Below are 24,491 nucleotides of genomic sequence, written 5' to 3'. Positions count from 1 at the left end.
GCTCCAATCCGCAATTTAGGTTTTTGGCTTGACCCCAAAGGCTCAGCTAAGGAAAATCGGACTGTGTGGATTCTGGGCATAGACACCTCCTGCGACGATACCGGCGTGGGCCTGGTGCGAGACGGAAGCGTAGTGGTCAACCTGGTGGCCTCGCAAACCCTGCTGCACCAGCGCTATGGGGGGGTGGTGCCCGAGCTGGCCTCCCGCGAACACACCCAGGTGATTGATGGTTTGGTGCAACAAGCACTTCTGGAGGGGGGAATTGAAGTTTCCCAACTCGATTTGGTTGCCGCTACCCGGGGGCCGGGCCTGATAGGGGCCTTATTGGTGGGTTATACCTACGGCAAAGGGCTGGCTTTTGCCCTGGGCAAGCCGTTCGTTGCGGTGCATCACCTCGAGGGCCACATTTATGCAGCGCTGGCCGAACACCCCGAGGTCGAACCCCCATTCCTGGCCCTAATTGCCTCCGGTGGACATACCCACCTGTTCGAAGTGCCCGCCTGGGGAACCTACAGGCTGCTGGGGGCTACCCTGGACGATGCCGCCGGTGAAGCCTTCGACAAGTCGGCCCGGCTGCTCGGCCTGGGCTACCCCGGGGGGCCCGAAATAGAAAGACTGGCCCAACAAGGCGACGCCAGCAGGGTGCCCCTGGGGGTTCCGCTACAGGGCCAGGAAGGCTTTGCCTTCAGTTTCTCGGGCCTGAAGACCGCTGTGGCCAGGGCCCTTGAAAAGGGCTATGCACCGGCCGACATTGCCGCCCGGTTCCAGCAAGTGGCGGTGGAGCATATCGCTCAGGTGGTGACCCGTGCGGCCCTGCACAGCGGCCTCAGAACGCTGCTGGTGACCGGAGGGGTAGCGCAAAATGCAGCGCTTAAAGCCCACTTGCAGGCAGCTGGACTGCGAATTCTGTTCCCACCAAGGGGTCTGGCCACCGACAACGGAGCCATGATTGCCCTGGCGGCCTGGCGTACCCAGGCGCAGAACCCGCAAAACCAGCTCAACCTGCCGGCGGCGGCCTATCTGCCGCTGAGTCGCGCGCCTTGAGCCTTACGCCTTACTTCCGCAAAGCGATCAGCTCGGTAACGTTTTCACCCTCACGGGACTTTTGAATGCTTTTGACCAGCCCCACATTTTCGGCATACCAGCTGGTGCCCTGGCTTTCGAAGTTGAAGGGAATGCTGATGGGGCCAGCGTTGGCCCGCATTCGGGTAGCAAAGGTGGTCTGGAGTTTGTAGGCCGTAAAACGACCCGCAGGGGTGCTGACGTTTTCCAGGGCCACAACCCGGTAGGTGGTCTCGAGGGTTCCGCTAATGTTAAAGCGCAAAGGCCCTTGCTGACCGGTTCCACGTACTTCAATTACCAGCCTCCAGTTATTGCCCACTGCCCAGGTGTCGTAGTCGGGTATGGCGACTCCGGTCACCTTGACCACCTCGAGGTCGTAGCTAACCGGCTGCCCTCCCGCCTCGACCCGGTTGCTCCCACTGCCGCCGAAATCTACTGGGAAGATGCCTTCAAGGGTACAACGGTATTTCAATTCCTCCCTACCACCCGCAGTCTGGCGAACCTGGGTAAAGCTGCCATCGGTGATGCTGGTCTTGCGGATCGAATAGGTGCTACCGCGTTCTCCGGTAACCCGGTACTGCCATTCCCAGCCCGGCCTGGTCGGTGAAAAAGGTTGGTCACAAAGCTGAGCCAGGGCTGGACTGCCCAGCAGAAATAGCATGAACAATACCCGGAACATGTCCAGAGTGTATAAAAAGCTGGTCAGCAAAACGTTAGAATCTGGTTGGGAGCTTTCTGTGGGTATTCCAGGAAAGAACGGTTTCTGGCTTTTCTGTGGTGCTTACGATCAAATCGGTTGAACTCCAAGTGACATTCCGAATAATGTACTTGTTCTGTCTATGACAGAAGATTTCTCACGCCGCATAGCTGGATTCTTGTGAATAACGCTCTAAAGTACCCAAATACCCCATTCATTCTCATTCAGACAGGGTACAATCGCGTTTGGATATGTTGGCCTGGATTAATAAGCTTCTGGATAACAACGAACGCAAGGTGGCCCGCTACTGGAAAGAAGTGGTGGCCCCGGTTAATGCCCTCGAGGACGAAATTTCACGCATCGAGAACCTGGCTGCTGAATACGCCAAACTGCGAGAAGCCTACCAAAACGGCAGCAGCCTCGATGAACTCCTTCCCCGGGCCTTTGCCCTGACCCGCGAAGCCTCCAAACGGTTTTTGGGTTTGCGCCACTACGATGTACAGCTCATCGGGGGCGCGGTCTTGCACGAGGGCAAGATCGCCGAGATGAAGACCGGTGAAGGCAAGACCCTGGTGGCCACTCTGGCGGTGGCCCTGAACGCCATTGCAGGTAAAGGGGTTCACCTGGTGACGGTGAATGACTACCTGGCCCGGCGTGATGCCGAGTGGATGGGGCCCATTTACAAGGGCCTGGGCCTGACGATCGGGGTGGTGCAGAACCACTCGAGCCCCGAGGGGCGACGCCAGGCCTACCTGTGCGACGTAACCTACGTGACCAACAGCGAGCTGGGTTTCGACTACCTGCGCGACAACATGGCGGTGGCCCCGGAGCAACTGGTGCTGCGTCACGACACGCCCCTGCACTACGCCATCATCGACGAAGTGGACTCCATTTTGGTGGACGAAGCCCGCACCCCCCTCATCATCAGCGGGCCGGCGGAAAAAGCCACCGATATGTATTACCGCATGGCCGAAATCGCCCGGAAACTCGAGCGCGGCGAGAAACCGCCTGTCGGAACCAAGGGCGAACCCACCGGCGACTACACCATCGAGGAAAAACAGAAGGCCGTGCACCTCACCCTGCAAGGTATTGCCAAAGCGGAGAAGTTGCTGGGGGTCGAGGGGCTGTTCAATACCGAGCACATGGAACTCGCCCACATGCTCACCCAGGCCATCCGGGCTAAGGAGCTCTACTTTATCGACCGTGAATACATCGTGCAGGAGGGTCAGGTCATCATCGTGGACGAGTTTACCGGTCGCCTTCAGCCGGGTCGTCGCTTTGGCGAGGGGCTGCACCAGGCTATCGAGGCCAAAGAAGGGGTCAAAATCGAGCGCGAGAACCAGACCTTGGCTACCGTCACCTACCAGAACTTCTTCCGCCTTTACGAGAAAACCGCAGGCATGACCGGCACGGCCAAAACTGAGGAAAAGGAGTTTCAGGAAATTTATGCGATGGACGTGGTGAGTATTCCCACCAACCGTCCGGTGATTCGGCAGGACGCACCCGACGTGGTCTACCGCTCGGAAAAGGGCAAATTCTTTGCGGTAGTGGAAGAGATTGCCGAAAAGTACCAGAAAGGCCAGCCAGTGCTGGTCGGCACCATCTCGGTAGAGAAGTCGGAGCGGCTTTCGGCCATGCTCAAAGAGCCCCGCCACTTTTTGCCCCGCCTGGAGGCCCGCGCTCAGCTACTCGCTAAGGCCATCGAGAAGCAAAGCGGCCCCGAGTGGGATAGGCTCAAGAAAGCCCTCGAGCGCCCCGGTGCCCTGCGCGACAGCGAGCTCGAGCAGCACGAGTCCACCATCCCCCCCAAGGGCAATATCCGGGTGGCCTGGGAGTACCTCAAAAAAGCCGTGCACACCCTGGAGCTGATACGCAAAGGCATCCCGCACCAGGTCCTGAACGCCAAGTACCACGAAAAAGAGTCGGAGATCGTGGCGCAGGCCGGTCGGAGCAAGACCATCACCATCTCGACCAACATGGCCGGGCGCGGCACCGACATCAAGCTGGGGGGGAATGCCGAGTACCTGGCGGCCGATTTGCTGCGTAAGGAGGGCCTCGAGCCCCGCTCCGAGTGGCGCATCGAACTCTTCATCAAAAAACTGGTACAGGGGGACGAGGAGGAAGCCCTCAAACTGGCTGCCGAAATCGGCATACGCCAGTCGGTGATTGACGAAATCCGCCGCCTGCGCGATACCTGCGCTGCCGACGAGGTACGGGTCAAGGAACTGGGGGGCCTGCACATCATCGGTACTGAGCGCCACGAGTCCCGCCGCATCGACAACCAGTTGCGGGGACGTTCGGGCCGCCAGGGCGACCCCGGTAGCAGCCGCTTCTACGTCTCTTTCGACGACGACCTCATGCGCTTGTTTGCCTCCGAGCGCATTGTGGGCATGCTCGACCGTATGGGCTTCGACGACTCGGAGCCCATCGAAAATCAGATGGTCACGCGCTCGATTGAACGGGCCCAGAAGCGCGTTGAGGATCGCCACTTTGATACCCGTAAACAACTCCTGCGCCTCGACGAGGTAATGGCCCGCCAGCGCGAGGTGGTCTACGCCCAGCGCCGCAATGTGCTGCTCGGCAGCGACGAGGTGGTGCGCGAGGGGGCCCTGGCCATGATCGAGGATACCGTGGACGGAGTGGCCGCCAACTACCTCAACCCCCAGCAGCACCCCGACGACTGGGATATTGAAGGGCTGCGCTCGAGCCTGGTGGACTACATTCCTGCTCTAAAGGACTTCGACTTCGAGGGCCTGCGCAAGCTCAAGGCCGAAGAGGGCATCGAAAAGTTGGTGGAGGCTGCCCGTAGTGCCTATGAAGCCCGCGAGGCCGAACTCAACCGGCAGGGCCCGGGCTTAATGCGGGCGGTGGAGCGCTTCGTGACCCTACAGGTAGTGGACAACGCCTGGAAAGAACACCTGCACAGCATGGACGTGCTCAAGCAGGGCATTTTCCTGCGTGGCTACGGCCAGCGTGACCCCTTCCAGGAGTATAAGCTCGAGGGCACCCGCTTTTTCAACGAGATGATTGGGGGCATCAAGAGCGAAGTAACCAAGTTCTTGTTCCGCCTCCAGGTCGAGGTTAACCAGCAACCTGTGCCGGCTCCCGTAGCCCAGGGGGTCGAGTACAGCGGTTCCGAGGCCGGTGTAGCTTCCGCTCAGGGCAACCGTGACCCCTTTACTGTGCGCCGTCAGCAAAAAGCAGCCTCGGCCTACTCCGGTCTGAGCCGCGCCGAGCGGCGGCGGCTCGAGCGCGAGGAACGCAAGAAAAGCAAGGGATAGCCCTGCGCTATCTGCTTACGATGTTCGCGCGCAGTAGGTTTGGTTTGGGTCTGGACGTACACTAAAGAAGCATGTTGAGCCGTCGGCGCTTCCTGACCCTGCTTGGCCTTGGGGGGGTAGCTCTTTCAGGCGCGAGCGCGCTGGCGGTTGGCAGCAGCTTCCAGTTTCAGATTAACCGCCATCGCCGGGTCTTGCCCGGACTTGACCGACCTTTGCGGGTGGTTCAGCTGAGCGACCTGCACTATGGTTTCTGGGTACACGCGACCTCGGTGCAGGCCTGGGTACGGGCGGCCAACGCCGAAAAGCCCGACCTGGTGGTCATTACCGGTGACCTGGTCGAGTCCGGGTTGCGCCTGGAATGGCTCAAGGGCTTCTACCGCGCAGCCAGTCCCGACCTGCAGGGTTTGCTGGCGGCCCTGGGCGGGCTGCGGGCCCCGCTGGGGGTGTTTGCCATCTGGGGCAACCACGATAACGGGCTGCCCCAGGTCAAGCGATACCTGGGCGCACAGTTGCCCAAACATGGGGTAGGCGTGCTCACCAACCAGGGTTTGTGGGTGCGCGACGACCTGTACCTGAGTGGGGTAGACGACTACTGGGCCGAGGAAGCCAACCCCAAAGCTTCCCTGGATGGGTATCGGAAGGGCAAGGCCAGTCTGGCTCTGGTTCACAACCCCGATTTTTGGGATTTTTACCAGGATTTGCCGGTTCATCTGTTGCTGAGCGGACATACCCATGGAGGACAGGTTTACCTGCCGGGTATCGGGGCCCCCTGGACCCCCTCGCACTATCAACAGGCCTATCTGGGTGGTTGGTACAGCCCGGGTCTTGGCCCGGCCTCCCCTCCGGTTCCAGGGTTTGTCTCGCGGGGGCTGGGCATGACCGTGCTCCCTCTGCGCATAAACGCCCCAGCCGAACTCGTGGTGTTTGACTTCATTCCCGAAGGCTAGAGCTTTCGGTAGTATAACGGGGTGATTTTCAGCTACACCTTCACCGTCCAGCATTACCGGCGCGCCTTGCGGGGCCTGCAGGCTCCCTTGCGGGTCGCTCATCTTTCCGACCTGCATATCGGGTTTTTCATCCGCCGCGGCTCTGTGAAGCGCTGGGTAGAGGCCACCCTGGCCGAGCACCCCGACCTGATTGTAATTACCGGCGACCTCACCGATTCGGGCCGCCGGCATCAGGTGTTGCCGACCCTCGAGGAACTCGGCAGGCTAAAAGCCCCCCTGGGCACCTGGGCGGTCTGGGGCAACCACGATTACCGTTTTAACGGGTACCAACCCAGGAACTCCCCCCAGGGTGGACTGTCCAAAAGGTCGAATGCAAACCCCCCTCGAGTGCCCATGGTGCCGCCCCTCGAGCTCGAGCAGCACCTCAATCAACAGGGTATTCGTCTACTTCATAACCAGGGGGTTCAACTCAGGGAAGACCTGTATCTGGCCGGGGTGGAAGACTGGTGGCACGGCGAACCCAGTGCAGAACAGGCGCTGGCAAAAAAGCCCGATTCTTCGGCCAGTCTGCTGATCTGCCACAACCCGGACTATCTGTACCAGGTGCCCAGGTCCGTGGACCTTACCCTGTGCGGCCATACCCACGGCGGGCAGGTGGTGCTACCCTGGTATGGCCCTGCCTTCACGTCCTCGAGCTATGGCCAGCAGTTTGCCGGGGGTTGGGTAAACGACCCCGTTCCGGCGTATATTTCCAGGGGCCTGGGTTTGTCCACTGCGCCCATGCGGGTGGCCTGCCCGGCGGAACTGGTCATTCACGATTTTGTGCCCCTAAAAATCGAGTAGCCCTTCTCAACGCACTTTGTAGCCGATGCCCTCCAGAATTTGGCGGGCCTCTTCGCGTTCTTCAGGGGTGGCAAAGCCCATGCGGATGGCCCCCCCTTCGTCGCGGATGGCCAGAACCTCGAAATTTTTGATGTTGACCCCGGCGTTGCCCAGCGCCGTGGAGACCGTAGCAATCTGCCCTGGTTTGTCGGGCACCTGAACCACCAGCTCGTTCATCACCGGTAGCAGGCTGCGCTTGACGATGGGCAGCGAATCGCGGGTGCGTTTGGCCTCCAGGGCGGTCTCTAGCAGGGCTTCAGGGGCCTCGAGCTGGTTTTCCAGCTCCAGCATGACCGCCCGCAGGTCTTCGATGGCCTCGCGCAGGGCCTCTTTGTTGGCCACCACCATGTCCCGGCTCATGCGGGGAGAACCTGAGGCCACCCGGGTCAGGTCGCGAAAGCCGCCTGCGGCCAGGAACATGAGCAGGTCTTGATGCGGGTCCTGCGCAACCAGCCGGTTGAGCCCCACCGCCAGCAGATAGGGCAGGTGCGAGATGCGGGCCACCAGGCGGTCGTGCAACGCAGGGGGGATTTCCAGAGGGTAAGCGCCCAGGTTCTGCACCAGATCGCGCAGTTTGGACAGTGCAGTGGGGTCGGTGTTGCCATGAGGGGTTATGACCCAGACGGCATTCTGCAACAACCCCGCATGGGCTGCCTCAACACCGGCTTTCTCGCTGCCCGCCATCGGGTGCGAACCTACAAAGTTGGGCAGCACGCCCGTAAGGGCCTCCACAACCGGCCCCTTGACGCTGCCCACATCGGTCCAGAGGGTGTGTGGGCCGGAAAAGCGAGCCAGCTTCTGGCCCTCGTTCACCAGTACCCCCACCGGGGCAGCCAGCACACCCAGGTCGAGTTCGCTCACCCAGTCGCCCAGCGAGGCGTGAACTTTGTCCACCACCTGAAGGGCCAGGGCGTCCTCGAGCGCCCCGGGGTCGGGGTCGTAGGCATGAATCTCTTCGGCCAGGAAACGCTCGCGCATTCCCAAAGCCACGCTGCCGCCCAACAAGCCGATGCCAAAAATACCGACTTTGCCAAACAGAGGCTTCATCATAAAAATGTCGCAAGTCCAGGTCTGAGAGCTGGGGGCTATGGGTAATACCGGATTCAAAAAGATAATCATCCAAACCAAAGATCCCCAGAGGCTATCTTTTTGAATCCTAGAGCACTCCCTTCCAAGGGGCGGTATCGCCCTCCGCTACGCGGATAACTTCGGTCGGGTTAGTTCGCCGCCATCCGGCGCCGAACTAACCGAATCTGGTATAAATCGCCATTGGCGGCGGTTCAGGCGGGCTCGAGTTCCTGTGTCAACCGGCGCCCCAGGGCAGGTAGGAGGGCCCTGACCTTGCGCATCATATCGGCGAACTGGCTTTCGGTGAGTTGCTGGGCCGCGTCGGACTGGGCTTTTTCGGGCTCGGGGTGGGTTTCCACAATCAGCCCATCGGCCCCGGCGGCCAGGCCTGCCAGCGCCAGCGAAGTCACCCAGTCTCGCTTGCCGGCTGCGTGGGAGGGGTCTATCCAGACCGGAAGGTGCGTCCAGCTCTTAAGCACCGGCACCGCTGAGACGTCCAGGGTGAAGCGGGTGGACTTCTCGAAGGTGCGGATACCGCGCTCGACCAAGATGAGCTGCATGTTGCCCTGGGCCAGCACGTACTCTGCCGACATCAAGAACTCCTCCAGGGTCATGCTCATGCCTCGCTTGAGCATGACGGCCCGCCCCGACCTGCCCGCCGCTTGCAGCAGGGCGAAGTTTTGCGCGTTGCGGGCGCCAATTTGCAGCACATCGGCATAGGTGGCCACCAGGTCTACCTGCTCCGGCGAAACCACCTCGGTCACGATGGGCAGGCCAGTCTGGCGACGGGCTTCAGCCAGGATTTCCAGCCCTTCTTGGCCCATGCCCTGAAAGCTGTAGGGCGAGGTGCGGGGCTTGAAAGCGCCGCCCCGGAGCATCTGTGCGCCGTGCTTCTTGACATAACGGGCAGCGGTAAGGGTTTGCTCCAGGCTTTCCACCCCGCAGGGCCCGGCGGCTATGAGCACCTCGCCCCCGCCTGTAGCGCCGCTGTTCCAGCGCAAAACTGTGGGCTTGGGCGAGACCTCGAGCGAAGCCAGCTTGTAGGGCTTGGAGATGGGAATCACGTCCTGCACGGCAGAAAGTGCGCGAAAATGATCCAAGAGCTCCGGGGTAGGCCCCTTGCCGATGGCCCCAATCAGGGTGGTGTGCTTGCCCTCAGAGACGTGGGGCCGGTAGCCGACCCGTCGCACTTCTGCCACCACCGACTCGATCTCCTGAGGCCCCGAACCATGTTTCAGAATAATTAGCATTGATTGTCCTCCTTGCACACAAAAAAACTTCCGGGGATTTGGAACTCCCCGGAAGCATGGTGCGCTAAACGCCTACACAGACCCCACGGGGCGAATGGGCCAATAAAAATACCCAAAAAAGCAGGTATTTTGTCTGGCGAAACCCCTCGAGGTCTGCATATGCCGATGAGTGTAATGGGGTTCGCGCAAAACTGTCAATCCTCAGCGCATGGGTGTAATGGCCAGGGTGCAGCGCGAGATGCAGACCAGACGCCCCTCTTGGTCGCGTATTTCGATGCTCCAGACAGCGGTGGTGCGCCCCGAGTGAAGAGGGGTTCCGGTAGCCGTCACCTTGCCGGACTGCATCGAGCGCAGGTGGTTGGCGTTGATTTCCAGCCCGAAGCTGGTGTAGCCCTCCGGTGCAGCCAGGTAGGCCCCAATGCTGGCGACGGTTTCGGCCAATGCCACCGAGGCCCCGCCATGCAGGTAGCCGAAGGGCTGATGCAGCCGGGGGGTCACCTCCATTTCGGCCACCACTTTCTGTGGCGATGCCTCCAGAATCTGAATGCCCAGGGTCTTGACCAGGGTGTCGCGCTCTAACCGGGTGGGGTCTATCTTGCTCATGGCCCTAGCCTACCCAAGAAGCCAAAAACCTGCTACAATAGCTAATCGCCTGGGGGCGTTCTGGTTTCGACAGGGGCTCTTGAAGGCAGTACGGCGTGTCGAGGTAGCCCATGGCCTCGTAAAAATGGGCAAAGCCATAACTGGCAACGCTCGTAGCAACAGCTACGCCCTCGCTGCTTAAGTCAGCGACGTTCTTCAGAAGCCCAGCCGATGGCGTGCTGAACGAACGACCTAAAGTCGGCTAGCTCGAGGCAAGGCGCCGTAGCCAGGAGCGAAATCTACACGGTGCTGGGTTCAGGCCCGCTGTTGGTGGCGCAAGCCTGAGCGACAACCAAACACCAACTACACACGTAGAAGTCTGCTGGATGGGTCTTTGGACAGGGGTTCAACTCCCCTCGCCTCCACCAGAACCGCTCTGCCAACGGCAGGGCGGGTTTTTTTGCCAAGTTATGTTCATGATTGCTGCAACAAACGGGCGTTATATCAAATCCACATGAACCCCTCGCCTTCTCCCCGGAGGGAGATGGCGGCGACACCCCGACCGCGCTATTTACAAACAGCGATAGGAACACGCTTGACTGCACCTGGGGTGTCGCCGGTTGGGGGAGCTTGGGGCGACCCTTAAAGCTAACTGTCCAAGTAAAGTCGGTATTACACTTCCCGATAGCGCATCTGCGGCGCTACTCGCATTTGTCTAACCGCGTACCTCAGATAATGGGTCTGTGTTGATCGGGTTGCGGGGTGCCATCATACTCCTCCTGCTGCTGGCCTTCTGGGGGCCCAGTATTCCCGTGCAGCCGGTTCGGACGGTGGTTCTGCTGGACCAGAGCCCATCGGCACGTGAGGCGGTGTGGAAGGTGGCGCCGCAACTTGTCCTGCCCGGCGCGCAATACATCGCTTTTGCCAGCGGCGCGGTTCAGGTGGCTTCTCCGACCGCGCGCAGGCTCGACTTGGGGGAGGGCACCCAGCTGCGCGAAGCCCTCCGCAAGGCCCAGGAACTGAACCCCGACCGGATTGTGCTGGTATCAGACGGTCTGTTTCAAGATCGGGCTGAGCCCATTGGGATTCCAATTTTTAGCCTCTACCGGCCCCCCAGCCCCAACCTGTCACTGTCGCTGGTGGCTCCCGCCTTACCGAGCAAGGGCGAGACCATCGAGGTGCGGGCGGTGCTGGAGTCAACAGCCAGCCTCAAGGCCAGACTGACCCTGAGTGGGCCCTCGGGGCGACTCGAGCGCGAGTTACAACTGGAGCCCGGACGCAGCAGCGTGGGGTATCGCTTTCGCCTGGACGAGCCCGGTGTGGTAACGGCCCGGCTCGAGAGCACCCTGGGTGTTGAACAGGCCCGGCTCGAGCTCAGCCCCGCAGGCATCACCCGGGTCTGGGTGCTGGGCGACACATCCCTGGCCCGCTACCTCGAGGCCCAGGGCTTTGCGGTCGAAGAGCGTGCGGAAATTACCTTGCCCATCCGGGCCGAGGTGGTGGCCTTAGGGGTTGGGGCGCGGGATTTATCGGCGGCCGAACTCGACGCCCTGCAAACCTTTTTGAATCAGGGGGGCAGCCTGCTCTGGACGGCTACGCCCAGAGGGTTGTTCTTTGGGGGCTGGGAACGCACCAGCCTGGAGGCTAGCCTGCCGGTGGAGCCGGTGGAGGAGCCGGGCGGGGTGGGCCTTGTGCTGGTGCTGGATGTCTCGGGTAGTATGATCGAGGCCGATAAGCTGGGACTGGCGGTGGTGGGTTCGCTCGAGCTCATCCGCTCGGCGCGTCCGCAGGACTACATCGGGGTGGTGGTTTTCTCCGACCGCCCGCGCTGGCTCTTTCGTCCGCGCCCCATGACCGAGCAGGGCCGCAAGGAGGCCGAAAACCTGCTGCTCTCCACCACAGCGGGGGGCGGCACCATGATTCGCCGGGCCTACCTCGAGGCTCTGGACGCCCTGGAAAATGTCCCCACCGATTCCAAACAGGTGATCGCCCTGACCGACGGCCTGGCCGCCGATGTGACCCCCGGCCTGCTGGATGCGGCCCGCGATGCCAGCCCCAAAATCAAGACCAGTACGGTTGCCCTGGGCGCCGATGCCGACCGCCAGTTTTTGCGCGAGCTAGCCCAGGCCGGCGGGGGCACCTTCTGGGACGTGCCCAGCCCGCAGGATCTGCCCCGTTTTTTTCTAGAGGAAGCCCAGCGGGCCTTCCGGCGCGAGGCGCTCGAGGGCCGCTTTCCGGTCTCGGTGCGCCCCCACCCCATCACCCGCACCACCAACCCCCCGGCCCTTTCGGTCATTCTGCCGGCCAAAAGCAAACCCTGGGCCCAGACCCTTGTTGCCTCTGGCGAGTTTGCCGTACTGGCCGTAGGGGAGAGCGGGCGGGGCCGGGTGGCGGCCCTGGCCACCGACCTCTCGCGTTCCTGGCAGGGCTGGCAGGGCACGCCTGCACTGATGGCCGAGCTTGTGCGCTGGCTCTCGCAGACCCCGGCCCGTCCCAGGGCTCAGGCCGTGCGCGAGGCCGATTTTGTGCGGGTCCTGCTGGAAGGCCAGTTTGAACGCCCCAGCATACGGCTGGGCGGCCTGGAGCAAGCCCTGGCCCCCACAGGCCCCCTGCGTTACGAGGCCCGCCTGCCCAGCGAAGCGGCGGGGCAAGCCGTGATTTTTGAAAACGAGCAGCCCCGACTGCGGCTACCACTCCCCACCCTGCCCGAGTGGCGCATGGAGGATGGTCGGGCCAACCTGAAAAGGCTGTCGGAAGCCAGTGGGGGCCGCCTGCTGGACGATGCCTCCGAGTTGAAAAACCTTGTGGCTCGAAAAGCCCAACCCTTGCAATGGCCCCTGATTGCGCTGGCAATTGGTTTGTTTTTGCTCGAGCGTTACCTCGAGCGCAGGCGCGTTGCGGCGGTTTTTGGGTCAAATCTGCCTTGACGAATGCAGGGGTAGCGATAGTGTGAGGAAGATGCGGCGATTTCTCCTGTTGGTTTGGTTGCTGGTAGGGTGCTCTACCCAGAGCTCCCTGGCTCCTGGGCCCGCCCAGAGCATTCCAGGCGAGGTGGTGATGGAGGGCCTCGAGGGCAGCCTGACCCTGCGGGTAGGCTCTAATGTGGCCTGGCGCGTGGATTCACTTGCTACCTGGCTTAACGTGAGCCCCCAGAGCGGCATCGGCCCCCAGGTCGTAAAGCTCCAGGCCGATTTCGAAGGCGAGATTGCTAGCCAGTCTGAGTACAGCAGCAGCCTCAGGGTTACGGGCGATGTAGAGGCTACGGTTGCGGTGCGCCTGCCATTGGTGCGGGTGGTGGGCAAGCTAACCGAAGAGCTGGCCTCGAGCGCCTCGATGGCCGAGTTGGCTAGGCTTGGGGTCCGCGAACCTGCGCCCATGGCGCAACCAGAAACCCAAAGCACCCAGCCCACCGAAGTCCTGGTCAAGTACCGCCGCGATCTGCGAGCGGTGGCCCTGCCCCAGGGGAGCCGGGTGCTCTCGCACGACCAGGTGGGCCGCATTACCAAGCTCTCCACCACCAACCCCGAGGCTTTGCTGCAACGCCTGCGGCTCGACCCCAGCGTAGAGTGGGCCGAGATCAACGGCACCGTCAGTGCCCAGGGCGAGCCCACCGATCAGTTCTACCCCCAGCAGTGGTACCTGCGCAGTACCGGTGCCCGCTTTACCTATCTGCAAACCTACACCACCCCCATCACGGTGGCCGTTGTGGACACCGGGGTGCGCTACGACCACCCCGACCTGGCCGGACGGCTCTGGTTACCGGGCGAGGGCGCCTACGACTTTGTGGGCGACGCCGCCTCTCCCACGGACCCCAACCAGCCCTACGACCCCTGCGCCGATCCGGCCCCCGGTAACCCCGGCGACGCTGACCCTTCCGACCCCTGCGATTTGCTCTCGCGCACCGGCGGCAGCCACGGCACCCACGTGACCGGCATCGTTGTGGCGGGCAGCGGCAATTTCACGCCAGCCTGCCCCACCTGCACCGACTCCGGCATCGTCGGCATGGCCCACAACGCCCCCATCAAGGTGCTGCCGCTGCGGGTGCTGGACTCGATAGGCAACGGTACTTTTGAGGACGTGGCCCTGGCCGTGCGCTACGCTGCCGGTATACCGGTGCAAAAGGCCGGCCAGACCCTGAACAATCCAAGGCCGGCTCAGGTCATCAACCTGTCGCTCGGCTCGACGTCTTTTTCCAACCTAATGTGCGAAGCCGTTGCGGACGCTGCGGCCCGGGGTGTGCTGGTGGTGGCTGCGGCAGGTAATTTCCAGACCCGCAATCCCGGTGCACTGGTCTATCCGGCGGCCTGCCCGGGGGCCATCTCGGTAGGGGCCACCGACCAGTACAACCAGGTGGCCTATTACAGCCAGCAAAATGCGAGCGTGGATGTGGTCGCGCCGGGCGGCAACACCGCCCAGCCCGGCGGTGGGGTTCTCTCGAGCACCTGGAACTATAGCCTGAACCAGCCCAACTACACCTTTTATATGGGTACTTCTCAGGCCACCCCCCAGGTAGCCGCGGCCCTGGCTATGGTTTTGTCGGCCGGAAAGGCCTCGAACGCCACCGAGGCCTGGAACCTGATTCGTTCCCACCTTACCGACTTGGGCCCTCCAGGCCGCGATGATGCCTACGGCCATGGCCTGCTCAATCTGCCCGGGGCCTTTGCCTGGACGCTTCCCAGAGGCGGCTTCCTGGTGAGTTTTATGGGGCCTAGCTCGAGGCAGGTGGTGGTGAGCGATGGGGTTTTCGAGACCTACCTGGTGCCAGGGCGCTACCTGGTGACTGCCTGCCGTGACGACTCGGGCAACAACCTGTGCGATGCAGGGGAGCCAAAACTCGAGCGCACCCTTCAAGTTGGCGCGAGAAGCTCCCTGGACCTGGGCACGATGGTGGTGAGGCCTTAGGCCCATACCAGTGTTGATTGGTATGTTGCAAACCAACTCGCGCAGCTTGCGTGAAGCTATCCGCCGGGCAAAGTGGGGTAGCCCCCCTTGTAGGACAGGCGCCCTTTTCGCCAACCATATGCGTCAAATGCCTTTCATACCAGATTCGGTTGATTCGTGACTGAATGGTAACGAATCAACCCGACCAAAGGGTTTGCTCCAGGATTCAAAAAGAGAACCTGTGGAGTTTTTGTTTTTGTAAACTGTCTTTTTAAATCCGGCATTACTCCCCGCCAAAATACTCCGGTAGCTGGTCGCGGGTAATCAGCACATCGCGGGGTTTGCTGCCCTGGTGCGGCCCCACAATGCCCATGGCCTCGAGGGCATCTACCAGCTTGCCCGCCCGGGCGTGGCCCACCGAAAGGCGACGCTGGAGCCGGCTCACTGAAGCGTAGCCCTCCTCGATCACAATTTCGGCGGCTTTCTTCAAGAGAGGGTCGCCAAAGTCGATATCCCCGGCGTCGCCGCCTCCGCTGCCTCCTAGATTCAAGGGGCCTTCGAAGTCGGAGCCGTACTGCGCCACAAAGACATCCTCGAAGCTCTGCTCACGCAAAAACCCAGCAATGCGGTGAACCTCGGTTTCGGAAAGGAAAGGTCCTTGCAGGCGTACCGGCTTGGGCAGGCCGGGCTGGTGGAAGAGCATATCGCCCTGGCCCACCAGGCGCTCGGCTCCGTAGGTGTCCAGAATGGTGCGCGAGTCGAAGCCAGAAGAGACTGCGAAGGCCATACGGGCCGGGATGTTTACCTTGATCAAGCTGGTCAGGATGTCCACCGAGGGGCGCTGGGTGGCCAGTATCAGATGCATCCCGGTAGCGCGGGCCATCTGGGCCAGGCGCAGAATGGCCTGCTCCACCTCTTTTGGTGCAGTAATCATCAGGTCGGCCAACTCGTCAATCACGATGACCAGGTAGGGCAAGGTGGGGTCGCCGGCGGCCCGCATCTTCTGGTTGAACTGCTCGAGGTTTCGCGCCCCCACCTGGCTCATCATCTTGTAACGCCGCTCCATGTGGGCCACCGCGCCCAGGAGCACCCCGGCGGCATCGGCGGGGTTGGTGACCACCGGGCGCACGAGGTGCGGGATGCCCTCGTAGGGGGTAAGCTCGACCATCTTGGGGTCAATCATCAGAAAGCGCAGCTCGGTGGGGAGATATTTGAACAGCAGACTGGTAATCAGGGTGTTCACCGCCACCGACTTACCCGAGCCAGTGGAGCCAGCGATAAGCAGGTGGGGCATGCGGGCCAGATCCTTCACCCAGACTTCACCGTCGATGCTTTTGCCCAGCACCATGGGCAGGGTGTCCTTGCTGCGGGTAAAAGCGCTGGACTGAATGGCCTCGCTGTAGCGCACCAGTTCACGCTCGGCATTGGGCACCTCGAGGCCAATGACGCTCTTGCCAGGAATGGGCGCCTCGATGCGCACCGAACCTGCCGCCAGGGCTAGGGCCAAGTCGTTGTGGAGGTTTTGCACACGGCTGATTTTTTCGCCGGGGGCGGGCTCGAGTTCAAAGCGGGTAACGGTTGGGCCGCGCGACCAGCTCACCACCCGAGCTTCCACCCCGTGGTGCTGCAGGGTGTTGTTGATGAGCTCGACCTGGCGCTGGGTGATGATTTCCAGGGCCTTGGGGTCGTAGCGCGGCGCTTCGGGTTTGTCGAGCAAATCGAAGCTGGGGAGCTGCAGCGCAGTCGAGGGTTGGGTTGTGGAGCCGGATTGGGGTGCGCTGCTCCGGGCAGGCTTGCCAGTTTTGGGCTTCTCGGGCGGCGGAACTGTTTTGTGAGTGGCCTCCACCTTGTCTGGCTCAGGAAATATAAAATCGAAGTCGAGCAACGGTTCGGTGGGCGGCTTGGCCGTTGCCACCGCAAAAGCAGGGGGTTCGGCCCGCAGGCCCTTCTCGAGCAGGGCCCGCAGCCCCGCCGGGTGGGCTTCTGCCGGAGCCGACTCCACCCACTCGGCCCAGCGCAGCCAGCCGTCCACCCGCTCCTCCAGGCCCAAGGTCAGCTCTTCCGACTCGCGCCAGCTCGCCAGGCGGTGCTGGTGCTCGTCCAGGGCGGCCAGCAAAGCCCGGGCGGTAGGGTTGCTTAGATTTTTTGCAGCAGTCTCGGCCTGGCGAGTAAGGGCCTGGGTTTTGGTCAGCAGGGTGCCGATTTCCAGCACCAGCGCGGCGCGACGCTCCTCGAGGGCCTGGGCCAGGCCGTCGCCCTGGAGGGGAGCTGCCAGGGCAGCCGCCAGTCGCTCGAGGCGCACCGGCAGGGGCCGGGGCTCGGCAGCCAGCTTTCCTGCAAGTTCCTTGGCCCTTTCGCTTCGGAATTCGTCCAGCAGTCTGGCAAATCCTATAATGGCTTCGCCGTCCTGGGGGTTGCGCCGGAAGGCTTTGAGGTCCTGTTGCAGGGTGTATAGAGCCTTGTGCTCGGGGTACCGCTCGGCCAGCGCCTGGGCTTCGTGCAGCAGCCGGGTGGCGGTTTGGGAAAGGGTATAGGCCCGGTACAAACGCTGTGCGGCCAGCACCACCCGTCGGGTGCTTTTACCCAGCAGGAAACCGGGTCGCTGACGCAGGGCCAGGTCGGCGATAAAGCTAAGGGCCAGCATGGGAATCAGCAGGCCGAGGTTACCGAGTTGGCCCGTTAGCAGGGAATGGAGGTTTTGGCCAAGGGCGCCACCCAGCGGTTTGGAGGCATGGGCGACCAGCGGTAAGCTGACCAGACCCCCCGACAGGGCGATGGCAGTTGCCCTGATAAAGCCCCCCAGAGGGCGATCCAACAGCAGCCAGACGCCCAGGAGCGCCAGCGTGGGCGGCACCAGCCAGGCCAGATACCCCAGGTTGCCCCAGAAAAAATTTTGCACCGTGCTGCCCAGCTGTCCGGCCAGGTTGGAGCCAAAATAGATGGCGGCAGCCAGTAGCACCGAGAGCCCCATAACGAGAAGAGAAAAAGCCTCGAGGTCGCGCTTTCGTTCAGTGGGGGACGCTTTTCTTGTTTTATCGCCTTTAGATTTGCCTCTGGCCATCGTTTACGATTCTAACATATCGGCAATTAAACTTGACCCTGACAATAAAGCGGCCTTGTAGAAGTCGATAGTCTATAGTCCATAGTCGATAGCTGATAGCCAAGTGTCGGAGGGGTTCGATGGAAGTGTTGCGGGCTTAGCGGAGTGCTGAAAATCGAATATTTGCCAGGCTGCTTCACGGCAGACAACAGGCGTGGGCGATTTGTTCCCACGCCTGTTGGGGTTTTGACTACTTGGGCAGCGCTCGGATCACCGCGTTGGTAATCTCGAGTTCCTCGGCGGCATAGACCACCAGACCGCTGCTGGCGGCCACTTTCTTGTCCAGCACAATGGCAAAGCCTTGCTGCTGAGCCACCCGGGCAATTACCTGGTCAATTTCTTCGGTGATGGGTTTCAGGACTGCATTGCTGCGCTCGGTCCACTTGCGCCCGGCTTCCTGCAAGCTTTGCGCCAGCACACGGTAATCCTGCTGCTCTTTGGCGGTGGCATTGCCGGCCCGAAGTTTGGCCTCCAGGGGTTGAAGCTGGTCGCGGAGGGGCTTCAGCTCGCGCTCGGCCTGGGTGCGCACATCCTGTACCTTTTTGAAGTCCTTGTGGGCCTGCACCACTTTTTCGGCATCCACATAACCGATGCGGGTAGGGGTCGGGCGGTTCTGCGCGATGAGCGAACCCCCAAACAGCAAACCTGCCAGCATCACTACAAACAACCAGTTTCTGTTCATCTTTCACTCCACTACTTGGGTAAGGCCCGCAAGATGGCCTGGGTAATATCGAGCTCCTGTGCGGCGTAGACCACCAGACCGCTGCTGGCGGCGACTTCCTGATCAAGCACGATAGCAAAACCCTGTTCCTGGGCTACCTTGCTGACGAGTTTGTCGATGTCTTCTGTGATGGGACGCAGGGCTTCGTTCTGCTGGTCGGTCCACTTCTTGCCGGTTTCTTGCAGGCTTTGAGCCAGAATACGGTAATTTTGCTGCTCCTGAGCGGTCGCACTGCCTGCTCGGATTTTGGCTTCCAGGGGCTGAAGCTGGTCGCGGAGGGGCTTGAGTTCAGCCTCGGCTTTAGCCTGGATCTCTTTTATCCTGGCAAACTGGGGATGGGCTTCTACCACGGCCCTGGCATTGAGATAGCCAATTTTGGTAGCCGTAGGTTGGTTTTGTGCCACCAGCAGGCTGCTCAGCAGCAGCCCGGCCAGTATGGGCACAAATAGCGAAAGACGCTTCATACGGGCCATACTGTAAGGGCCGGGCCTTAGCATAGGGTGAGAGCCATGCCACTGGCGCTTTAGGTCAGGCTGGGCTATGGTATCGCCTGTGAGGTCTGTGACCTCAAAATCAGAGGTGTGTGTCATGAAACGTTTACCTGTCTTGATCGTTTTGCTGCTGCTGGTGTTTGCTTCATCCGGTTTTGCCCAACGGGCCTTTCAACTCCGCATCTCAGTACCTGCGCCCAGCCTGGGGTTTGGCCTCGAGGCCAACCTACAACGCGATCTGGTGGCCCTGATTTATGGGGATGTACTGTTCACGGGCCCCCGTTTCCTGATCGGAGGTGAGGTGCTATTCAAGCCCGACCTCGGTCAGTTCGACCGCGACCTGCGCGGTATCAAGCCCTACTTTGGGGGCGGCCTGGGCCTGGGGCTACCCAACGCTAATTTTGCCCTGACCCTGGATGCCGGTATTGAGTTTGCCCTCGACCGCGATACGGGGTTGTTTATTGGTGGACAGAGCATCTTCCCCTTCAACAGCTCACCTTCGGCCCGGCTGTTGTTTGGCGCTACCTTCCGATAAGTCCTGGAATATAGCGGGTTGCACTTTTTGTTAGCGTTATACCGGATTCAAAAAGACAGTTTACAAAACCAAAAAAATGTAGGTTGTCTTTTTGAATCCTAGAGCACCCCCTTCGGTCGGGTTGATTCGTTACCGAACCGAAAGGAATCAACCGAATCTGATACTAGACCCCCTGCCGTGTGCGGGGGGATTTATATCTGTCTATGAATCTGTGCCACAAAAAATGTCGATCGTAGCCCAGCCGATCTGCATTTGTGCAAACTTGAGTGTAACGTTCTGGTCAGGTTTCTTTGAGAAGACCCCAGCTTGTAACCGCCGGATATGAGCCCAGCACCTTCACAAACGAAGCCCGACGTAAGAGCGTCAGCAGGGCCTGAGAGGGGCCAGGGTCTTCGGCGTGGCCCTCGAAGTCGGCATAAAAAATAGGGGAGAAAGGGCGTTCGGGGTCGCGGCGGGGACGGGACTCGAGCTTGGTCAGGTTGATGCCCTGGTCGGCGAAAGCCTGCAAGGCAGCCAGCAGTTCGCCGGGCCGGTGGCGGGTGGTAAAGACCACCGAGGTCTTGTAAGGGCCTTCCCGGCGAGGTAGGTCCTCGCGCGAAAGTACAAAGAATCGGGTGTAGTTGCCGCTGAAGTCCTGGATAGCCTCGGCCACAATACTCAGCCCATAGCGCTCGGCAGCGCGGCGGCTGGCTATAGCGGCCAGGCCGGGCTGGGGGTGCTCGGCCAGCTCGCGGGCGGCGCCGGCGGTGTCGTAGACGGGCTCGGCCTCGAGTTTGTACCGGGCAATAAAGCCATCGCACTGGGCCAGGCCCTGCGGATGGCTTTTGACCTTACGGATATCCTCCAGGCGGGTTCCGGGCGGGGCCAGCAAGCAGTGCTCGACCTTCAGCACCAGCTCACCTACCACGTGCAGGTCGGTCTCCAGGAGCAGATCGTAGGTCTGGTTGATGATGCCGGCGGTGGTGTTTTCCACCGGAACCACCCCTAGATCTACCTCGTTGTTGGTCACCGCAGAAAAAACCTGATGAAAGGTGGGCAGCCCGATGGTTTGTGCGCCTGGAAAAGCTCGCAATGAGGCTTCCTCACTGTAGGCTCCCTCAGTTCCCTGGAAGGCAATACGCATCACGCGGCCCAGTATAAGTTTTTCTGGTTTTCTCAGGTAGTCCAGCAAAAAATCCAGACCAGCCCAACTTCGATACGGCATAATGGTAAAGCGTGTTGAGATTGGAACCCATTAATGACCCCGTGGCCTGGAATCAAATGGTTGCTTCAATGCCCATCACCAGTGCCTTGCAGTCCTGGGGCTGGGGTGAGGTCAAGAAGCTCTCCGGCTGGCAGCCGGAGCGCGTTGCGGCCTACCAGAACGACGAGTTAATTGCAGCCATACAACTTTTCCGCCGTAGTTTTGTGGGCCCTATCTCGATGCTTTATGCCTCCCGCGGCCCCGCACTGCGCGATATCCGAGATTTGCCCAGGGTTGTAGAGGCGCTCAAACAACAGGCTGGAGGTGCGGTCTACCTGAAGCTCGAGCCTGAAACCGGCCAGCCTGCGCTGCAATCTGCCCCAGAATTTCCCCAAATGCAACTGGAGGAAACCATCCAGCCCGAGTACACCATCTGGCTCGACCTGACGCTGGGGCGCGAGGGACTTCTGGCCAACATGGAAAACATGCACCGCCGCAATACCAGGCTCGCCGAGAAACGTGTGGTAACGACCATAGAAGGTATGGAAGCTTTTGAGGAGTTCTGGCGGCTTTTTGAAGAGACCAACCGACGGGCCAGGCTATTGCAGCACGCCAAATACTATTACCAAATGGTACTCAAGGAGATGAATCAACCGCTGGGGCAGGCCTTCATCTCGATTGCGCGCCTGGACGGCAAGGCGCTGGCGGCGGGTCTGTTTGTGGCTTTTGCTGGCAAAATAGACTACCTCTACGGCGGTAGTAGCCGCGAGAACTCCAATGCCAAAGCGCCCAACGGCATGCACTGGGGCGCCATCAACTGGGGAATTGAAAACGGCTGCCGCATCTACGACCTGTGGGGCGTACCCCGTCAAACCGAGGGCAGCCATGCGGCTGGGATTGACGCTTTCAAGGAAGGCTTTGGTGGTCAACGGGTGCGCTTCCCGGCTTACGATGTCAGCCTCTCACCGCTTTACGGTGTAATCAAGAAAGCCCTGCGGCTTCGCAAGAACTGGGTCAACTACCGCACCCGCGGCACCACACGGGATGTCTTGTAAGCTGGCTTGAATCGAATCATCTGGATTTACCTTCCTTATTCCTCAACACGTGAAATGAGCGGGGTGTGTGAGAGGAAGCCAGGTATTCTGGGTAAAGATGGAGCAAAGCTGCCACTCATGCGATATTCAAACTAACCCAACGGCCTTTAGCCCTCAGTTCACGCTTCTTAGCGACCTTGCTTCTACCCTCTAGCCGTGGTTCGACCTGCACTCATCGCTCTGGTTGTGATCGGCGCGCTCTCGCTTTTTTTGGTGAGCCGTCCGGTTCCAACACCCCCTACCCCCAACCGTGGGGTGAAACTCGAGAACGTCCGCCTGACCCTTTACCCCGAACAAGACCCCAAGGCCCGCTGGGAGTTCGCTGCCGCCCAGGTCGAGCAAGACCCCGGCTCCCGCGAGGCCAAGGTGACCGGGTTGCAGTCGGGGCAGCGTTTTGTAGAAAACCGGCTGGATATGCGGCTTTCTGCCCCAGAAGTGACCATCGACCGGGCCGATAACTTAAGGCTGCCCTACGCCCGGGTGGAAATCCTGAAGGGGTGCTATACGGTCAACCTGGGCAAACCAGGCGAAGTGCCGGTCACGATTGACCAGCGCGAGGGGTTCCGTGCGCCCAGCGTCTTCATCACCGCGCCCAGCCTGGAAGTGCAGGGTAAGGACTTCAAAAGCGATTTTGGTATCGAAAACCCCAGTTGGCGCGACCCCATCGAGAAGTTCATCTCCGGTGGGGAACAACCGCCCTGCCCTATCGAAGGGGGTAGCTCATGAAACGTCTGGCATGGCTTCTTTTTCTCCTTACTTTGGCTGTACTGGCCCAGAGTAAAGAACAGCGCATCATAACCATAGAGGCTCCTGGTGGGCAGCGCTCGGGCAACCTGCGCAACGGCCCCTGGGTCTACGAGGCGGGCAAGCCCGGAGGGGTGATAGGGAAGGTAAAAGACCTGGAAATCAACGCTACCCGTGCTACGTTAGAGGCGCCCCAGGGCAAAACCATGCAAGAGGCAGAGGGGGAGCGGGTGGCCTCCTTTGAGGGGAGTGTGGTGGTCAAGCGCGACCGCATGACGGCCAGCGGGCCCAAGCTGGTCTACCGCGAATCCAGCGGACGCGGTACCCTGGACGGTAACGCTCGCATGCGCCAGGAACCCAGGGACAAAAACAGCGACCCGGTGGAAGTCACCGCCCCCCGCATGACCTTCGAGGTGGACACCAACATCTCTACTAGCGAGGGCGGCGTGATTCTCAAGAACGGCCGCCAGGAGGGGCGCTCGGAAGGAGTGTATTACGAGGAAGACCGCGGGCTGGCCGTCTTCAACGATGCCAGGGAGGTGGTGCTGCTGCGCAAGCGCGAAGGCAAGGGTGACCTGGTGATTCGGGCTAAGGAAATCCGCAGCTTGACCGACGAAAAACGCTTGCTGGCCACCGGCGGGGTTACCCTGGTCGATGGCGACATCACCACCACCGGGGCCAGCCTGGTCTACAACGACAACACCGGCGAGGCCACCATTGTGGCCGGTCGGGTGGGCAACCAGAACGTGCCGGCCCGCAGCGTCAATGCGAAGGAAAAAGCCACCCTATCGGGCAACTCGCTTCTGCACAACGTCAACCGCTCCCAGGTGCGGGTGCTGGCCCAGGCACCCCGGCTTCCCGTGAACGACTTTCGCAAGCTAAGCGAGCAATAATAAGAACCATGCGCTGGCCCTGGCTGCTATCAGGACTGTTGCTGCTGATAGCTCTGGCCCAGCAAGACCCCGAGCCGGCCTTTCAAACCACCGCCGAAATTGAACGGCGCGGTAAGAAGATTGTGGTGGTCAAGACCGGGCCCGACAACCCTCCGGCCATCATCGAGTTGCGCGACCTGTATGGAGGGGTTATTGCTGCGCTGGATGCCGAAAAGAAGAGCCTGCGGGTAGGCGAGCAGGTTTTTACGACCGATAAGCTGACCCGCTTCTGGCACGAAGGAAAAGCGGTGCAGTTTAGCGACCTGAAGGTAGGGCAGCAGGTGCGCCTCGAGGCCGCCGAGCAAAACGACGGAAGCCTAAAGGCTTTCGACGTTCAGGTTGGAGCCAAGCGTGAAGGCCCCTCCCTGAGCCGCTCGCTTTTTGCCGACCCCCCGCCTTTTCGGGTGCAAATTACCTTTGGCGAAGATGCCCGGGCTTTTGGGGCTATTGCCCGTGTGGAACAAGTGCGCGAGGTCAACGACTACGTCTTCATGACCGGGGGCACCGCCCGGTACATCGAAGAAGAGGACCGCCTCGAGCTCGAGCTTAAACCCGCCCCCAGGGCGGTAGAGGTTCAGCAGGGCAAGAGCAAGGCCTGGGGCAGCCGCCTCGACTACGACAACGAGAGCGGCAATGCGCGAGTGACCGGGCCCATCGAACTCGAGCGCACCGGAGAAAAGCCCCTGCAAGGTAGTGCCGAACGCATGGTGTACAACGTAGACGATGAAATCTTGCACCTGTTTGGCTCCATCAAGCTGGTGCAGGATGGCCGCACCTCCACCGCCGAAAGCGCTGTGGTGCGCGAGAAAGACAAGGTAGCCTACCTGTTCGGCAGCAAGGAAAAACCCGTGCGCAGCCAGAACAAAGACGGCTTTGTAGAGGGAACCCGGGTGCTTTATAACCTGGATACCAGCGATGTGGTGGTGCTGGAAGGGGTCAAGGGGGAGTTTCAAGACCCCTAGTCCACCTGGCCAGGAAACCTCGCCCCTACCAGCTCCTTCCCTGCACCACCGAGAGGCCCCCCGAGGCTGCCCAGAGCAG

General features: G+C 61.1%; 19 protein-coding genes and 1 other RNA gene. 12 read left to right on the top strand and 8 right to left on the bottom strand.

The features are described from left to right. The first annotated feature begins 63 nt into the window (after positions 1–63). Positions 64–1,044 (top strand): tRNA (adenosine(37)-N6)-threonylcarbamoyltransferase complex transferase subunit TsaD, encoded by a 981-nt coding sequence (gene tsaD, locus Mhypo_RS00580; protein WP_119339411.1) that lies wholly within the window; start codon positions 64–66, stop codon positions 1,042–1,044. Positions 1,045–1,054: 10 nt separating this feature from the next. Here tsaD and Mhypo_RS00575 read toward each other — a convergent pair whose 3' ends face one another. Further along, entirely contained in the window at positions 1,055–1,741 is a 687-nt protein-coding gene (locus Mhypo_RS00575) for a TapB family protein (protein ID WP_240637053.1), read from the bottom strand. 269 nt (positions 1,742–2,010) lie between these two features. Here Mhypo_RS00575 and secA point away from each other — a divergent pair, with 269 nt between their 5' ends. From secA to Mhypo_RS00560, 3 genes are all read left to right on the top strand, one after another. Continuing rightward, positions 2,011–5,040 carry a preprotein translocase subunit SecA gene (secA, locus tag Mhypo_RS00570; RefSeq protein ID WP_119339410.1) on the top strand — a complete coding sequence of 1,010 codons (3,030 nt, stop codon included), beginning with the start codon at positions 2,011–2,013 and terminating at the stop codon, positions 5,038–5,040. 71 nt (positions 5,041–5,111) lie between these two features. Further along, on the top strand, positions 5,112–5,987 hold the full coding sequence (locus Mhypo_RS00565) for a metallophosphoesterase (protein WP_119339409.1): 876 nt from the start codon (positions 5,112–5,114) through the stop codon (positions 5,985–5,987). A 21-nt stretch (positions 5,988–6,008) separates the two neighbouring features. Beyond that, the gene (locus tag Mhypo_RS00560; RefSeq protein WP_119339408.1) at positions 6,009–6,830 is read left to right on the top strand and encodes a metallophosphoesterase; all 822 of its coding nucleotides are present in this window, start codon (positions 6,009–6,011) and stop codon (positions 6,828–6,830) included. A 6-nt stretch (positions 6,831–6,836) separates the two neighbouring features. Here the strand turns inward: Mhypo_RS00560 and Mhypo_RS00555 are convergent, their stop codons facing one another. The 3 genes from Mhypo_RS00555 to Mhypo_RS00545 form a co-directional block, all read right to left on the bottom strand. Continuing rightward, a complete protein-coding gene (locus tag Mhypo_RS00555) occupies positions 6,837–7,916 on the bottom strand; it encodes a prephenate dehydrogenase/arogenate dehydrogenase family protein (RefSeq protein ID WP_119339425.1) in 1,080 nt (359 codons plus the stop codon). 233 nt (positions 7,917–8,149) lie between these two features. After that, positions 8,150–9,187 carry a 3-deoxy-7-phosphoheptulonate synthase gene (aroF, locus tag Mhypo_RS00550; protein ID WP_119339407.1) on the bottom strand — a complete coding sequence of 346 codons (1,038 nt, stop codon included), beginning with the start codon at positions 9,185–9,187 and terminating at the stop codon, positions 8,150–8,152. 201 nt (positions 9,188–9,388) lie between these two features. Continuing rightward, positions 9,389–9,790 (bottom strand): hotdog fold thioesterase, encoded by a 402-nt coding sequence (locus Mhypo_RS00545; protein ID WP_119339406.1) that lies wholly within the window; start codon positions 9,788–9,790, stop codon positions 9,389–9,391. A 51-nt stretch (positions 9,791–9,841) separates the two neighbouring features. Between Mhypo_RS00545 and ssrA the strand changes: the two genes are divergently transcribed. The 3 genes from ssrA to Mhypo_RS00530 all read left to right on the top strand — a co-directional run bounded on the left by ssrA (position 9,842) and on the right by Mhypo_RS00530 (position 14,671). Next, positions 9,842–10,197, top strand: a transfer-messenger RNA (tmRNA) gene (gene ssrA / locus Mhypo_RS00540). A 315-nt stretch (positions 10,198–10,512) separates the two neighbouring features. Continuing rightward, positions 10,513–12,696 (top strand): VWA domain-containing protein, encoded by a 2,184-nt coding sequence (locus Mhypo_RS00535; RefSeq protein ID WP_119339405.1) that lies wholly within the window; start codon positions 10,513–10,515, stop codon positions 12,694–12,696. 31 nt (positions 12,697–12,727) lie between these two features. Continuing rightward, entirely contained in the window at positions 12,728–14,671 is a 1,944-nt protein-coding gene (locus Mhypo_RS00530; RefSeq protein ID WP_119339404.1) for a S8 family serine peptidase, read from the top strand. 262 nt (positions 14,672–14,933) lie between these two features. Here the strand turns inward: Mhypo_RS00530 and Mhypo_RS00525 are convergent, their stop codons facing one another. From Mhypo_RS00525 to Mhypo_RS00515, 3 genes are all read right to left on the bottom strand, one after another. Further along, positions 14,934–17,711 (bottom strand): FtsK/SpoIIIE family DNA translocase, encoded by a 2,778-nt coding sequence (locus tag Mhypo_RS00525; RefSeq protein ID WP_119339403.1) that lies wholly within the window; start codon positions 17,709–17,711, stop codon positions 14,934–14,936. Positions 17,712–17,940: 229 nt separating this feature from the next. Beyond that, positions 17,941–18,432, bottom strand: coding sequence for an OmpH/Skp family outer membrane protein (locus Mhypo_RS00520; RefSeq protein WP_119339402.1), 492 nt, complete (start codon positions 18,430–18,432; stop codon positions 17,941–17,943). An 11-nt stretch (positions 18,433–18,443) separates the two neighbouring features. Next, a complete protein-coding gene (locus tag Mhypo_RS00515) occupies positions 18,444–18,935 on the bottom strand; it encodes an OmpH/Skp family outer membrane protein (RefSeq protein ID WP_170148168.1) in 492 nt (163 codons plus the stop codon). A gap of 124 nt (positions 18,936–19,059) precedes the next feature. On the opposite strand from Mhypo_RS00515, the gene Mhypo_RS00510 reads away from it, so the two are divergent. Then, positions 19,060–19,497 carry a hypothetical protein gene (locus tag Mhypo_RS00510; RefSeq protein ID WP_119339400.1) on the top strand — a complete coding sequence of 146 codons (438 nt, stop codon included), beginning with the start codon at positions 19,060–19,062 and terminating at the stop codon, positions 19,495–19,497. 280 nt (positions 19,498–19,777) lie between these two features. Here Mhypo_RS00510 and pheA read toward each other — a convergent pair whose 3' ends face one another. After that, positions 19,778–20,620 (bottom strand): prephenate dehydratase, encoded by an 843-nt coding sequence (gene pheA / locus Mhypo_RS00505; protein ID WP_119339424.1) that lies wholly within the window; start codon positions 20,618–20,620, stop codon positions 19,778–19,780. Positions 20,621–20,712: 92 nt separating this feature from the next. Between pheA and Mhypo_RS00500 the strand changes: the two genes are divergently transcribed. The 4 genes from Mhypo_RS00500 to Mhypo_RS00485 all read left to right on the top strand — a co-directional run bounded on the left by Mhypo_RS00500 (position 20,713) and on the right by Mhypo_RS00485 (position 24,412). Next, on the top strand, positions 20,713–21,735 hold the full coding sequence (locus Mhypo_RS00500; RefSeq protein ID WP_371862135.1) for a lipid II:glycine glycyltransferase FemX: 1,023 nt from the start codon (positions 20,713–20,715) through the stop codon (positions 21,733–21,735). 195 nt (positions 21,736–21,930) lie between these two features. Continuing rightward, positions 21,931–22,500: a hypothetical protein gene (locus Mhypo_RS00495; RefSeq protein WP_119339399.1), complete on the top strand. Its 570-nt coding sequence runs from the start codon at positions 21,931–21,933 to the stop codon at positions 22,498–22,500. After that, on the top strand, positions 22,497–23,411 hold the full coding sequence (locus Mhypo_RS00490; protein ID WP_119339398.1) for an LptA/OstA family protein: 915 nt from the start codon (positions 22,497–22,499) through the stop codon (positions 23,409–23,411). The genes Mhypo_RS00495 and Mhypo_RS00490 overlap by 4 nt, the downstream gene beginning before the upstream one ends. A gap of 8 nt (positions 23,412–23,419) precedes the next feature. Beyond that, entirely contained in the window at positions 23,420–24,412 is a 993-nt protein-coding gene (locus Mhypo_RS00485) for a DUF5666 domain-containing protein (RefSeq protein ID WP_119339397.1), read from the top strand. Positions 24,413–24,491: the final 79 nt, after the last annotated feature.

The organism is Meiothermus hypogaeus (assembly GCF_003574035.1).
In the GTDB taxonomy this organism is placed as follows: Bacteria; Deinococcota; Deinococci; order Deinococcales; family Thermaceae; genus Meiothermus; species Meiothermus hypogaeus.
This window is presented reverse-complemented; position numbering and strand designations above follow the sequence as displayed.